Below are 13,925 nucleotides of genomic sequence, written 5' to 3'. Positions count from 1 at the left end.
GGGGCAAGCCCGAGGATGACGACCTGTCGCTCACACCGCCTGCGGCTTCTGCGCCAGGATGAACAGGCGGCGGAAGGGAAACAGCGTGCGGCCATCGGCTTCCTTGCCGTAATGCGTCACCACGCGCTGGCGATAGTCGGCCTCAAACGCGCTGCGCTCGGGTTCCTCCAGCCGGTCGAGGAACTGCTTGAGCCAGGTGCCCTTGGTGTATTCCGCCACCGGATTGGCGCCCGACAGCACCTGCAGGTAGTCAGTCTCCCAGATTTCCAGCGACGCCGTAATGCCGCTCAGCATGCGCCAGTAGGCCGCCGGCTCGGCGACCGGGCGACGGCGCAGATGCGGCTCAAGCTTCGACCGCCAGGGCCCCAGCTCGATGGTATCGATGATGCACTGATGCGAGGGCGCGCCGAAATTGCGCGGCATCTGGATGGCGAGCCAGCCGCCGGGCTTCAGGCAGTCCAGCAGCCCGGGGATCAGCGTGTCGTGGCTGTCGAGCCAGTGCAGCGTGGCATTGGAATACAGCAGGTCGACCGGCTGGCCGGGGCGCCAGGTCGCCACATCGGCCTCGATGAAATCAGCCGCCGGATAATCGATGCGTGCCTTGGCCAGCATGGTGGGCGAGGAATCGACACCGGTGTGTCTGGCCTGCGGCCAGCGCTGCTGGATCAGCGGCGTGAGGTTGCCGGCGCCGCAGCCGAGATCGACCACCGAGGCCGGTGAAACCAGCGGCACGCGGGCCAGCAGGTCGACGGCGGGCCGCAGCCGCTCGCCCGCGAATTTCAGGTATTGCGCCGGGTCCCAGGACATGGAGACTAGGGTAACCGAGGAAACGAAACCGGCAAGGCGATTGTGATGAAATCTTCTCAAGACACGCTCGATTACGCTCAACAGCCCTTCGATGCGGCTCTAGAGCTGACCGGCATGGTGGTGCGGCCTGAGCATATCGATGCCAACGGCCATATGAATGTCGGCTATTACAACGTGATCTTCGACCAGGCGCTGGATCGCTTCTTCATCCCCTTCGATCTCGACTGGAGCTATGTGCAGCGCACCAACCTGTCGACCTTCGTGCTGGAGACCCATGTCTGCTATCTGCAGGAGGTGGTCGAGGGCGATGCCTTGCGCTTCACCTTCCAGCTGCTCGGCGCCGATACCAAGCGCATCCATTACTTCATGAACATGTATCACGCCGAGAAGGGCTATCTGGCAGCGACCAGCGAACAGATCCTGGTGCATGTGGATCTGGCCACGCGCCGCTCCTGCGCTTTCCCAGCGGAACATCAGCGCCTGTTCGCGGCGATGCTGGCCGGCCATGACAAGCTGCCGAAGCCGCCGCAGGCCGGCAAGAGCATCGGCATGGCGAAGAAGGGCTAGGCGCCCAGCTTGATCTCGACTTCGACAAAGGCCATCGGCGCGGTGCCGGCGTTGAACACGTCATGGGCCACGCCCTTGGGCCGCGAGTAGCTGCCGCCGGCCTGCATCTGGACGATGCTTTCCTTGCCGTCCTTGTCGATCAGCCGCATGGTCGCGTCGGTGAGATAGGTCACCGTGTAGGGATATTCATGCACATGGAAGCCGGTGGCAGCACCGGGCGCGAAATCCCAGCGCGTGATGCGCACGCGCTCGTCATCGGCCTGCTGGGTGGGAATGGCTGAACCTGTGGCCTGGCACATGGGAAGCTCCTTTTCTGTTCCGCGATCCTAGGATGCAACGGCAGATGCGGTCCAGCGCGGAATTGTCGCGCTGCAATCGGGCACCGCCCTACTCGTCGGCCGGCTTCTTCCGGCGCAGGGCCGCGCGCAGCGGCCGCCCCTGCGCGATCGCCTTCAGCATGCCGCGGAAGGTGTGCACCTCTTGTGATGCGAGCGGCACGCGCTGCAGGGCCGAGCGCAGGTTGCGCAGGATGGCGCCGCGCTTGGGCTCGACATTGTGGAAGAAGGCCGACTGGTTCAGCTCGTCCACGATATGGTCGAACAGCCCCTGCAGTTCCTCCTGGGTGGCGAAACCGCCGCGCACGGTATCGAGGCGGCTCGGCGCCGTGTCGTCACTGGCCGTGAACCATTCATAGCCGAGCAGCAGCACCGCCTGGGCCAGATTAAGCGAGGAAAAGCCGGGATTGAGCGGCACGCTGATCGCCGTATGGGCGAGCGCCACATCCTCGTTGTCGAGCCCGGTGCGTTCGCGGCCAAACAGGATGCCGACGCGGAAGCCGTCTTTCTCCTCCGCCCGCATGCGGGCTGCTGCCTCACGCGGGGTGACCACCTCTTTCATCATGTCGCGATGGCGCGCCGTGGTGGCATAGATGCGGTGCAGGTCGGCGACGGCATCGGCGGTGCTGGTGAACACGCTGACCGCATCCAGCACCGGATCGGCCTTGCTGGCCAGCACATAGGCGGCCGGGTTGGGCCAGCCGTCGCGCGGATTGACCAGGCGCAGCTCGGTGATGCCGCAATTCAGCATGGCGCGCGCCGCCGCGCCGATATTCTCGCCCAGCTGCGGTTCGACCAGCACAATCACCGGCCCACGGCGCAGCGGACCCGGCGGCGCGTATTTGCCCAGCTTCGGACGGTTGGTGCCGGTCATGTTACTTTGAAGGCTGGGCGCCGTCGCGCAGCAGCTTCCACTGGATCGAATCCATCAGCGCCACGAAGGCGGCGTCGATGATGTTGGGCGACACGCCGACGGTGAACCAGCGGTTGCCGGCACCATCGGCGGATTCGATCATCACCCGCGTGGTGGCCTCGGTGCCGCCATTGAGAATGCGCACCTTGAAATCGACCAAGCGCAGGTCGTCGATGTAACCCTGGTAGCGGCCGAGATCCTTGCGCAGCGCGTTATCCAGCGCGTTGACCGGACCGTTGCCTTCGGCGACCGAGAACAGCGTCTGGCCGTCGACATCCAGCTTGACGGTGGCTTCCGAGATGGTGACCAGTTCGCCACGCGCATTGAAGCGCCGCTCGACCTGGACGCGGAAGCTGCGGATCTTGAAGAACACCGGCATCAGGCCGAGCGCGCGACGCGCCAGCACCTCGAAGCTCGCCTCGGCGCCATCGTAGGAATAGCCTTCCGCCTCGCGCTGCTTCACGTCATCGAGCAGGGCATTCAGCCGGCTGTCATTGGGATCGTAGCTGATGCCGGCCTCGTTCAGCCGCACCAACAGGTTCGAGCGGCCGGCCTGGTCGGAGATCAGGATCTTGCGCGTGTTGCCCACCGTCTCCGGCGGGATGTGCTCGTAGGTGCGCGGGTCTTTCATCACCGCCGAGACATGCAGGCCGCCCTTATGCGCGAAGGCCGAGGCGCCGACATAGGCAGCATGGCGGTTGGGCGCGCGGTTGAGCAGCTCGTCCAGCAGGCGCGAGGTGGTGGTCAGCTGCGTGAGATCCTGCGCGCTCAGGCCGATATCGATATGGTCGGTGAACCAGGGCTTGAGCATCAGCGAGGGGATCAGCGCGATCAGGTTGGCATTGCCGCAGCGCTCGCCCAGGCCGTTCAGCGTGCCCTGCACCTGGCGCACGCCGGCCTTCACCGCAGCCAGCGTGTTGGCCACCGCATTCTCGGTGTCGTTATGGGTGTGGATGCCGAGCCTTGAGCCGTCGCCCAGCTTGGCCACCACCTCGCCGACAATGCGCTCGACCTCATAGGGCATGGTGCCGCCATTGGTGTCGCAGAGCACCGCCCAGCGCGCGCCGGCATCCAGCGCCGTCTTCAGGCAATCGAAGGCGAATTTCGGATTGGCCTTGTAGCCATCGAAGAAATGCTCGGCATCGAACATCGCCTCGCCGAATTTCTTCTGGGCGGCGGCAATGCTGTCGGCAATCAGCTCAAGATTCTCATTCAGCGAAATACCGAGCGCGACATCGACCTGGAAATCCCAGCTCTTGCCGACCAGGCAAGCGGCATCGGCGCTGGCATTGAGGATGGCGGCAAGGCCCGGATCGTTATCGGCCGAGCGGCCCGGCCGCTTGGTCATGCCAAAGGCGACGAATTTGCTGCGCTTCAGCGCCGGCTTGGCGGCAAAGAATTCGGAATCGGTGGGATTGGCACCGGGCCAGCCACCCTCGATATAGGCAACGCCGAGTTTATCCAGCGCCTTGGCAATGACGCGCTTGTCCTCGACCGAGAAATCGACGCCCTGGGTCTGGGCACCGTCGCGCAGTGTCGTGTCGAACAGATAAACGCGGTCCTTGCTCACGTCAGCTACTCCTCAGGCGCTGCACCACGCGGTCGCGACCGATCAGCGGCAGCAGCGGCGCCATTTCAGGCCCCTTGTCGCGCCCGGTCAAGGCCAGCCGCAGCGGATGGAACAGAGCCTTCCCCTTGGCGCCTGTCTTGGCAGAAATTTGCTGGGTCCAGGCCTTCCAGGTGGTGCCGTCCCAGGGTTCGGCCGGCAGGGTCTCGGCGGCGGCATCCACCACCGCCCTGTCTTCGATGACCGTCGCAATGTCGCCAGAGACCACCGGCCACCAGTCGGCGGCCTCGGACAGCTGGCCGATATTGCCGCGCACGGCCAGCCAGAAAGCCTCGGTGGCGCCAGCCGGCAGACGTGGCTGCACGGCGGCGAAGTCCATCGCATGCAGCAGCTTGGCATTGAGCAGGTCCAGCTCATGCGGATCGAGCCGTGCCGGCGCGCGGCTGAAGCGGCCAAGATCGAAGCCGGCCACCAGCGTGGCCAGTTCAAGCTGCGGCTCGACCGGATCGGCCGAGCCCAGACGGGCAAGCAGCGAGTTCAGCGCCATCGGCTCGTAGCCCTGATCGCGCAGATCGCTGAGCGACAGCGAGCCCAGCCGCTTGGACAGGCCGCCGCCATCGGCATCGAGCAGCAGCGAGAAATGGCCGAAGCTGGGCACGGTATAGTCCAGCGCCTCGAACAGCTGGATCTGCGCCGCCGTGTTGGTGACATGATCCTCGCCGCGGATCACATGGCTGATCTGCAGGTCGCCGTCATCGACGACCGAGGACAAGGTATAGAGCGGATAGCCATCGGACCGCACCAGCACCGGATCGCTTAAGGAAGCCGCATCGATCTCGACGCGGCCATGCACGATATCGTCCCAGGCGGTGATGCGATGCTCGAGTTTGAAGCGCCAATGCGGCTTGCGGCCCTCGGCTTCCAGTTTGGCGCGGTCTTCATCGGTCAGCTTCAGCGCGGCGCGGTTATAGACCGGCGGCTTTTTCTGGCTGAGCTGGATCTTGCGGCGCAGGTCGAGTTCTTCCGCCGTTTCATAACAGGGATAGAGCCGGCCGCTGGCCTTGAGCTTGTCCGTCGCCGCCGTGTAGAGCGCGAAACGGTCGGACTGTTTGGCAAACCGATCCCAGTCGAGCCCGAGCCAGCGCAGATCGATTTCGATTCCTTTAGCAAACTCATCGGTGGAACGTGCCGTATCAGTGTCGTCCAGGCGCAGCAGGAAGCTGCCGCCGGATTTACGTGCAAACAGCCAGTTCAGCAGCGCACCGCGCGCATTGCCGACATGCAGCCGGCCCGTGGGGCTCGGCGCGAAACGTACCGAGATGCCAGTCATTTCCCAGAATCCTTGGGCGCATCCCGGAAGGCATTGGTAATCGGATAGCGGCGGTCGCGGCCGAAATTGCGGGCGGTGAGCTTGACGCCCGGCGGGGCCTGGCGCCGCTTGTATTCGGCAATATAGAGCAGATGCTGAATCCGGCGCACCACATCCTCGGGCTGGCCGGCAGCAACGATCTCGCGCACCGGCATTTCCTTTTCCACCAGCATTTCCAGGATGGCATCCAGCTGCTCGTAGGGCGGCAGGCTGTCCTGATCGGTCTGGTTGTCGCGCAGCTCGGCAGTGGGCGCACGTTCGATGATGGCAGCCGGGATCACCACGCCTTCGGGGCCGAGGCTTTCCAGCGGACGGTTTTCGTTGCGCCAATGCGACAGCGCATAGACGGTCATCTTGTAGACGTCTTTCAGCACGCTGTAGCCGCCGCACATATCGCCATAAAGCGTGGCATAGCCGACCGACATCTCGGATTTGTTGCCGGTCGTCAGCACCATATGGCCGAACTTGTTGCTGAGCGCCATCAGCGTGACGCCGCGGATGCGCGACTGCAGATTCTCTTCGGTGATATCCGCCTTCTTGCCCTTGAAGGCATCGGCCAGCATGCCTTCGAACGCCTGGTAGGCCGGCTCGATCGGGATGGTTTCATAGGGCACGCCCAGCGCCTTGGCGCAGGCGGCAGCATCGTCGAGGCTGCGCTGGGAGGTGTATTTCGACGGCAGCATCACACAGCGTACGCGTTCAGGCCCCAGTGCATCGACCGCGACAGCCGCCGACAGCGCAGAGTCAATGCCGCCCGACAGGCCGAGCACCACGCCGGGAAACTTGTTGCGGTTCACATAATCGCGCAGTCCGACCACCATGGCCTGATAGATGCTGGACATGGTGTTGAGCGGCTGTTCGATATGGCCCTTGGCACAGACCCAGCCATCGTTGCCGCGATACCATTCGGTGACCGCGATGTCGTCGAGGAAATCGGGCTGGCGCACCGGCAGGCTGTGATCGGCATTCAGCACAAAGCCGCCGCCGTCAAAGACCAACTCGTCCTGGCCGCCGGTGCGGTTCACATACATCAGCGGCAGGCCGGTTTCGACCACACGTGCGATGCCGAGCGGCAGGCGCTGGTCCCACTTGTTCTCTTCATAGGGCGAGCCGTTCGGCACGATCAGCATCTCGGCGCCGGTTTCCGACAGGCATTCGGCCACATCGGGCATCCACATGTCTTCGCAGACCATGACACCGAGCCGCACGCCACGGAACACCATCGGGCCCGGCAGCGGCCCGGCGGCGAAATGGCGCTTCTCGTCGAACACGCCGTAATTCGGCAATTCATGCTTGTGCCGCACGGCAACGATCTCGCCGCCATCCAGCAGCAGCGCGGAATTGTACAGATTGTTCTTCTCGCGCCAGGGCGAGGTGACCAGCAGGGCCGGACCGCCATCGGCAGTCTGCGCCGCCAGGTCGCGCACGGCGGCCTCGCAGGCCTCCTGCACCGAGGGGCGCAGCACCAGGTCTTCCGGCGGATAGCCGACGATCACCAGTTCGGGGAACACCACCAGATCGGCCTGCCCGGCGGCAGCCGTGGCGCGCGCCTGCTCCACCAGCCGGCGGTTACCGGCGATGTCACCCACGGCCGGGTTGATCTGGGCCATGGCGATGCGAAGGCGATCGGCAGGTGTGGCAGGCGGAACGGCGGACATCGGGACAGCGGGGTTAAATGCTTGAGGGACCGATACTTACCCTTGCAGCCAGCGCGGCTCAAGGCGGGGCAGTGTAGCCCGCCGGATACCGGGTGGACTAGTACCGCAACCAGCCCCAGATCAGCAGAAATGGCATATGCCCGCGAAAATTTCCCGGCATACCGGCCTCGACCCGCGCCGGCGGACCAGCCTGTGCCGTGGCACATCGTGAAACGCAGGGTTGCCTGTTGCCGGCACGTGCCACAAATCCGCATTTGACGCGGCTTGACGCTGATCAATGCACACGATCGACAAGCTGTCATGCTGACGTCGTTTAATCGTTCAGGAGAACAACCTCTCAGGAGATTCCGTCATGCCTGCCACGCAAACCGCCAAAACCCCAAGCCTCGAACCTGCCGCCATGCTGGCCGCCAATCTGAGCGATGTCCAGGAACGCAGCGCCGCCACCTTCGCCCGCGCCTATGACGTGCTGGCCAAGACCAGCCAGGCGATCTGGGAAAGCGAGCCGGAGCTGTTCAAGCTGGAAAGCGAACAGCTGCTGAAAAGCCTTGCGCCGCCGAAGGCCGGCGACAATCCGGCAGCCGGCCTCTCGGCCTATTTCGCGGAGCTGCATGACGGTTCGGAGCGCATGATCGCGCGCATGCGTCATATCAACGACCTGGCCTGGGGCTGCGGCTGGCAGATCGCGACGATCTATGCCGACGGGCTGCAGGACATGTGGAAGCATGCGCAGGCCAAGATACCGACGCAGCCGGCCGCAGAGGCCGCGCGGGGAAAAACGGCCTAACAGGCCCATTGCGGCCGGACCGATGGCCTGCCGTTCAGATGGTTGGATTGCAAGACCATGAACCAGTTGAGTCCGCCGCGCGTGGCCACCCCGCGTCTGTCTGAAACCGAGCAGCCCCGGCCGGCAGCCAGCGATGAGCCGCTGGCCAAGACCATCGACCGCACGCTGCATGCCCAGGCCGCCCGCCTCACCGGCGGCCTGGCACCCTCGGCCCTGTGGGCCGCCTATCTCGACTGGGCCGTGCATCTGGCCCTGTCGCCGGGGCAGCAGACTTTTCTGGCCATGAAGGCGGCCCGCAAGCTCTCGCGGCTGACCACCTATATGAGCCGCTGCGCCCTGCAGGGCCGCGAAGCGCCAGCCTGCATCGAGCCGCTGCCGCAGGACCGGCGGTTTGCCGCGCCGGCCTGGCGGCAATGGCCATTCAACGTGTTCAGCCAGGCCTTCCTGCTGCAGCAGCAATGGTGGCACAACGCCACCACCGGCATCGATGGCATGACGCAGCAGCACAGCAACCAGGTCGAATTCGCCTCGCGGCAGATTCTCGACATGATGGCGCCGTCGAATTTCCTGTGGACCAATCCGGAAGTGCTGCAGCGCACCGTCGAGCAGAACGGCCGGAATCTGATCGACGGCTGGCGCAATTTCATCGACGACTGGCAGCGCCAGCTGACCGGCCGCAAACCGGCCGGCACGGAGGATTTCATCGTCGGGGGCAATATTGCCGCCACGCCGGGCAAGGTGGTGTATCGCAATGCCCTGATCGAACTGATCCAGTATGCGCCGCAAACCGCCAGCGTGCGGCCGGAACCGGTCCTGATCGTGCCGGCCTGGATCATGAAATATTACATCCTCGACCTGTCGCAGCAGAATTCGCTGATCCGCTATCTGGTCAGCCAGGGCCATACCGTCTTCTGCCTGTCCTGGAAGAATCCCGATGCCGGCGACCGCGACCTCACAATGGAGGACTACCGCAGGCTGGGCGTGATGGAGGCTCTGGCGGCGGTGAATGCCATCGTGCCGCAGCAGAAGGTGCATGCGGTGGGCTATTGCCTCGGCGGCACCCTGCTGATGATCGCCGCCGCCGCAATGGCGCGCGATGGCGACGAGCGGCTGAAGACCATCACCCTGCTGGCAGCACAGGCCGATTTCACCGAGGCCGGCGAACTGACATTGTTCATCACCGAAAGCCAGCTCAGCTTCCTCGACGATGTGATGTGGCAGCAGGGCTATCTCGACTCGCGCCAGATGGCCGGGGCCTTCCAGCTGCTGCGCTCGAACGACATGATCTGGTCGCGCCTGGTGCATAACTACCTGATGGGCGAGCCGCGCCGCATGACCGACATGATGGCGTGGAATGCCGATGCCACCCGCATGCCCTATCGCATGCATTCGGAATACCTGCGCAAGCTGTTCCTGCACAACGATCTGGCCGAAGGCCGCTTCGTCGCCGGCGGACATCCGGTGGCACTGAGCGATATCCGTGCGCCGGTCTTTGCGGTGGCAACCGCCTGGGATCATGTCGCGCCCTGGCGCTCGGTCTACAAACTGCACCTGCTGACCGATACCGACATCACCTTCCTGCTGACCACCGGCGGCCACAATGCCGGCATCGTGTCGCCGCCCGGCGGCGTGGCGCGGACCTATCAGGTGATGGCGAAAGGCCATGCCGACCGCTACATCGATCCCGATACCTGGCAGGCGACGGCGGCCAAGCATGACGGTTCATGGTGGCCGGAATGGCTGGCCTGGCTGCACGCCGCATCGGGCCCACCGGTCATGCCGCCGGCGATGGGTGCGCCGGCTGCCGGCTATCCGCCGCTGACCGATGCGCCGGGCAGTTACGTGCTGGTGCCCTAGGCAAACCGCGCAACTGCCGCAACGTCAGCGGCCGGCAAGCCTTCCTAAAGGGTGCGGATTTGCCTTAACTACCTGCCAGAAAACATGCCAATTCCGGCAGGGAGGCCGCCATGTCCAAGAACACGCAAGTCCTGATGAAACAGCACCCCAAGGGTGCGGTCACCGAGGCCGATTTCGAGATCGTGCAGCGCGACATCCCCAAGCCCGGCCCCGACCAGGTGCTGGTGCGCAACATCTACCTCTCGCTCGACCCCTATATGCGCGGCCGCATGGATGCGGTGCGCTCTTACGCCGCCCATCTCAATCCGGGCGACATGATGGGCGGCGGCACGGTGGGCCAGGTGATCGAGAGCAACATCGAGAAGCTGCCGGTCGGCACCTATGTGAACGGCATGCTGGGCTGGCAGGGCTATGCCGTTGCTAAGGCCAACGAGCTGCGCGTGCTCGATCCCAAGGTGGCGCCGATTTCCACCGCGCTGGGCGTGCTGGGCATGCCGGGCTGCACCGCCCATTACGGCCTGATGCAGATCTGCGAGCCCAAGGCCGGCGAAACCGTGGTGGTTTCGGCCGCCTCGGGCGCGGTCGGTTCGGCGGTGGGCCAGATCGCCAAGATCAAGGGCTGCCGCGTGGTTGGCATCGCCGGCGGCAAGGACAAGTGCGATTACGTAGTGAAGGAGCTCGGCTTCGATGCCTGCATCGATTACAAGGCAGGCGACATGCAGGCCGCCTTCAAGGCGGCCACGCCGGACCGCGTCGATGCGTATTTCGAGAATGTCGGCGGCGATATCATGGAGATGGTGTTCGGCCGGCTGAACGGCTTCGCGCGCATCGCCATCTGCGGCCTGATCTCAGGTTACGACGGCAAGCCACATGCCTTCACCGGCATGCGCCATATTCTCGTCAACCGCGCGAAGGTGCAGGGCTTCATCATCTCCGAGCATATGAGCTACTGGCCCGGCGCGATCACCGAGATGGCCGGCTGGATCAAGCAGGGCAAGCTGAAATACCGCGAAGACATCGCCGAGGGGCTGGAGAATGCGCCCAAGGCCTTCATGGGGCTGCTCACAGGCAAAAATTTCGGCAAGCAACTGGTGCGCGTGAGCCCGGAAACGCTGTAACCTCCGACCCAACAGTCTTCAAAAAACGTCGTTTCGCGGAGGAATATCCATGTTCGATCGTCGCCAGTTCATCGCGCTGGGCAGCGGTGCTGCCATGTTCACCGCCATGCCCGGTTTCAGCTTCGCGCAGGGCTGGGCGCCGTCGAAGGCCGTCACGGTCGTCGTGCCCTATCCCGCCGGCGGACCGACCGACAGCCTCGCCCGCCTGGTGGCGCAGGAGATCAGCGCTGGCCTGGGCCAGCCCGCCGTGGTGGAGAACGTGCCCGGCGGCGCCACCGTGATCGGCACCCTGCGTGTGGCGCGCGGTCCGGCCGATGGCACGCAGCTGATCGCCAGCACCAACCAGACCTTCTCCACCAACATCTCGCTGCTGCCCAATGGCGGCGGCTACGATCCGGTGAAGGATTTCGCGCCCATCGCGCTGCTGGCCGACCTGCAGCATATCCTGGTGGTGAAGAACGACCTGCCGGTGAAAAGCGTGGCCGATCTGGTGGCGCTGGCGAAGAAAGACCCGGGCAAGATCAACTGCGGCTCGACCGGCCAGGGCTCGGCCTCGCATCTGACGCTGGAGCTGTTCAAGACCAAGGCCGGCGTGAACATGACGCATGTGTCCTACAAGGGCTCGGCGCCGCTGCTGCAGGATCTGCTGGGCGGCCATGTCGATTGCAGCTTTGCCACCACCCCCACCGTGCTGACGCAGATCCAGGCCGGCAAGCTGCGCGCCATCGCGGTTGCCTCGCCCAAGCGCTCGCCGCATCTGCCCGAGCTGCCGACGGTGAACGAGGCCGGCGTGAAGGGCGTGGAGGCCGATGCCTGGCTTGGCATTCTCGCCCCCGCCGGCGTGCCGGACGCGGCCCTGGCGCGCTATCGCCAGCTGATCCTGGACGTGATGAAGAAGGACAGCGTGCGCGAGACCTTCTTCAAGCAGGGCATGGCGGTGAACGTGAAGACCGACAAGGCCTTTGCCGCTTTCCTGCAGGACGACATCAAGCGCTGGGCCGAGGTGATTAAGATCGCCGATGTGAAGCCGGAATAGCGCGGCCCGCTGCTGATTGCGCTGGCCGGCGGCATCCTGCTGCCAGCCTACCCTGGGGACACCCGTGGCCTTGCGCCGAGGCGGAATTTCGCTCGACGCGTGCCGCCCGGGGGCATGCACTGCTGCAGAGGTTGCAGATGGCGCCGTTTCACCGGGACGTTGCCAAATATTTAGCGGCAGGTATCCGGATTTCAAATTGATCTGGGTCATCGCTTCTACGAGCGTCAGTTGCAAGACTGACCCGTCGTCGATGTCATGAAGTCCCGCCCGAAACGATTCCCCACAATGATTGCCGAAACGCACCGCGCCCTGTCTCCCGCCGGAGACGGCCGGAAAGACCGGCCGTGAACCCGCGGCCCGCCGAGCGCCGCAGCGGCCAGATCAGCATGGTCACCGTGATCGGGCTGACCGGCGCGCTGGCGCTGCTGTGGTTTGTCGCCGCCAGCGAGGGCGACCTGCTGGCCTATCTGAACCTGACCGGCTTCATCATCGTCTTCGGCGGCGTGACGGTTTCGGCGCTGATCGCCTTCCAGGGCCGCGAGCTGCTGGCTGCGCTGCATGCCTTCGGTGCCATCTTCCGCTCCGATACCAGCATCCGCACCGAAATCACCGACCTGGTCGATGTGGCCCGCCATCTGGCGCAAAAACGCATCCAGCAGGCCGAGGAACGTGCCGCGCGGGTCAGCAGCCCTTTCCTGCGCCTCGGCCTGCAGTTGGTGATCGATGGCACGCCGATGGATGACCTGATGCAGATCATGAACTGGCGCATCCGCAAGATGGCCGAGATCGAAAGCGCGCAGGCCCGGCTGTTCCGCACGCTGGCCGCGCTGGCACCCGGCTTCGGCCTGCTCGGCACGCTGGCCGGCATGGTGGCCATGCTGCGCGAGCTGGGCTCTGGCGATATCGCCCGCGTCGGCAGCGGCATGGCGGTGGCGATGCTGGCCACGCTGTATGGCGTGGTGCTGTCGAACCTGATCTTCAAGCCGATCGCCATCAAGATCGAGCAGCGCACCCAGCGCCGCATCGCCACGCTCAACATCCTGCTGGAAGGCGTGATGCTGGTATCGCTCGGCCGCTCACCCACCGTGGTGGCCGATGCCATGCAGGCCTTCCTGAACGAGACCCGCGATGAAATCCGCGCTTGAGCCGAAGGCGGCCCCGAAAGCGGCACAGGCAGCCCGTCGCATGGCCCTGCTGGCCGAAACGCATGCCACCGGCACTGCGGCCGAGGAAAGCGAGGACTGGGTGGTCAGCTACATGGACATGGTCACGCTGCTGATGATCGTGTTTCTCACCCTGGTCGGCATGCTGTGGATCGACAAGAAAACCCGCCCCACCGTGGTGAATGTGCTGCAGATCGAAACCGGCCCGCTGCCGCGCCATGATTTCGCCGATGCGGCCATGACGCCCGAGGCGCCCGCTGCGAAGCCGGCAGACCAGCCCCTGCCCGCCCAGGTCACGGTGACCCCGACGACACGCGCCACCGTCGACCGCTGGATCGAGGCCCTGCGGCGCAACGGCCTGGAGGATCAGGTGCAGCTGCAGATCCAGGAAAACCGCGTCAGCATCGCGATCCGAGACCGCCTGCTGTTTGCCTCGGCCCAAAGCGAGATCGGGCCGGACGGCCAGCGCGTGCTGCTGCGCCTGACCGCGCTGCTGCGCGACCTGCCCGGCGTGATCTCGGTGGAAGGCCATACCGACGACCGGCCGATCCGGTCCGACCGCTTCCCGTCCAACTGGGAATTGTCCGCCGGCCGCGCTGGTGCGGTGGTGCGCGTCCTGACCGACAATGGCCTGCCCGCGCGCCGCCTGCGCGCAATAGGCTATGCCGATTCCCGGCCGCTGGTGCAGAATACCGACCCGGAAAGCCGGGCCCGCAATCGCCGCGTGACCTTGGTGATCGAGGACTAG

Annotated in this window: 13 protein-coding genes; 7 read left to right on the top strand and 6 right to left on the bottom strand. The window is 65.0% G+C overall.

What is annotated here, in order from left to right; all coding sequences use genetic code 11:
- Window positions 1–30 precede the first annotated feature (30 nt).
- Window positions 31–807: a methyltransferase domain-containing protein gene (locus AAG821_RS19430; protein WP_341912199.1), complete on the bottom strand. Its 777-nt coding sequence runs from the start codon at window positions 805–807 to the stop codon at window positions 31–33.
- Between the two features lie 45 nt (window positions 808–852).
- Between AAG821_RS19430 and AAG821_RS19425 the strand changes: the two genes are divergently transcribed.
- Complete coding sequence (locus AAG821_RS19425; RefSeq protein WP_341912197.1) at window positions 853–1,374, top strand: thioesterase family protein; 522 nt, start codon at window positions 853–855, stop codon at window positions 1,372–1,374.
- Here AAG821_RS19425 and AAG821_RS19420 read toward each other — a convergent pair.
- From AAG821_RS19420 to AAG821_RS19400, 5 genes are all read right to left on the bottom strand, one after another.
- Window positions 1,371–1,673: a cupin domain-containing protein gene (locus AAG821_RS19420; RefSeq protein WP_341912195.1), complete on the bottom strand. Its 303-nt coding sequence runs from the start codon at window positions 1,671–1,673 to the stop codon at window positions 1,371–1,373. The two genes, AAG821_RS19425 and AAG821_RS19420, sit on opposite strands and share 4 nt — an antisense overlap.
- 88 nt (window positions 1,674–1,761) lie before the next feature.
- Window positions 1,762–2,583 (bottom strand): RNA methyltransferase, encoded by an 822-nt coding sequence (locus tag AAG821_RS19415; protein ID WP_341912193.1) that lies wholly within the window; start codon window positions 2,581–2,583, stop codon window positions 1,762–1,764.
- A 1-nt stretch (window position 2,584) separates the two neighbouring features.
- On the bottom strand, window positions 2,585–4,192 hold the full coding sequence (cimA, locus tag AAG821_RS19410) for a citramalate synthase (protein WP_341912191.1): 1,608 nt from the start codon (window positions 4,190–4,192) through the stop codon (window positions 2,585–2,587).
- A gap of 1 nt (window position 4,193) precedes the next feature.
- A complete protein-coding gene (gltX, locus tag AAG821_RS19405) occupies window positions 4,194–5,519 on the bottom strand; it encodes a glutamate--tRNA ligase (RefSeq protein ID WP_341912189.1) in 1,326 nt (441 codons plus the stop codon).
- A complete protein-coding gene (locus AAG821_RS19400) occupies window positions 5,516–7,216 on the bottom strand; it encodes an NAD+ synthase (protein ID WP_341912187.1) in 1,701 nt (566 codons plus the stop codon). Before AAG821_RS19400 ends, gltX begins: the two co-directional genes overlap by 4 nt.
- 352 nt (window positions 7,217–7,568) lie before the next feature.
- On the opposite strand from AAG821_RS19400, the gene AAG821_RS19395 reads away from it, so the two are divergent.
- The 6 genes from AAG821_RS19395 to AAG821_RS19370 all read left to right on the top strand — a co-directional run bounded on the left by AAG821_RS19395 (window position 7,569) and on the right by AAG821_RS19370 (window position 13,925).
- Window positions 7,569–8,003 (top strand): hypothetical protein, encoded by a 435-nt coding sequence (locus tag AAG821_RS19395; protein ID WP_341912185.1) that lies wholly within the window; start codon window positions 7,569–7,571, stop codon window positions 8,001–8,003.
- A 57-nt stretch (window positions 8,004–8,060) separates the two neighbouring features.
- Window positions 8,061–9,860: an alpha/beta fold hydrolase gene (locus AAG821_RS19390; RefSeq protein WP_341912183.1), complete on the top strand. Its 1,800-nt coding sequence runs from the start codon at window positions 8,061–8,063 to the stop codon at window positions 9,858–9,860.
- Window positions 9,861–9,970: 110 nt separating this feature from the next.
- Entirely contained in the window at window positions 9,971–10,978 is a 1,008-nt protein-coding gene (locus AAG821_RS19385) for an NADP-dependent oxidoreductase (RefSeq protein WP_341912181.1), read from the top strand.
- A 49-nt stretch (window positions 10,979–11,027) separates the two neighbouring features.
- Window positions 11,028–12,014: a tripartite tricarboxylate transporter substrate binding protein gene (locus AAG821_RS19380; RefSeq protein WP_341912179.1), complete on the top strand. Its 987-nt coding sequence runs from the start codon at window positions 11,028–11,030 to the stop codon at window positions 12,012–12,014.
- A 344-nt stretch (window positions 12,015–12,358) separates the two neighbouring features.
- Window positions 12,359–13,159 carry a MotA/TolQ/ExbB proton channel family protein gene (locus AAG821_RS19375; protein WP_341912177.1) on the top strand — a complete coding sequence of 267 codons (801 nt, stop codon included), beginning with the start codon at window positions 12,359–12,361 and terminating at the stop codon, window positions 13,157–13,159.
- The gene (locus AAG821_RS19370; protein ID WP_341912174.1) at window positions 13,143–13,925 is read left to right on the top strand and encodes an OmpA family protein; all 783 of its coding nucleotides are present in this window, start codon (window positions 13,143–13,145) and stop codon (window positions 13,923–13,925) included. Before AAG821_RS19375 ends, AAG821_RS19370 begins: the two co-directional genes overlap by 17 nt.

The organism is Ferrovibrio terrae (assembly GCF_943372915.1).
GTDB classification, from domain to species: Bacteria; Pseudomonadota; Alphaproteobacteria; order Ferrovibrionales; family Ferrovibrionaceae; genus Ferrovibrio; species Ferrovibrio terrae_A.
Note: the sequence above shows the minus strand (reverse complement) of the source record. Positions and strands in the feature narration are given on the sequence as shown.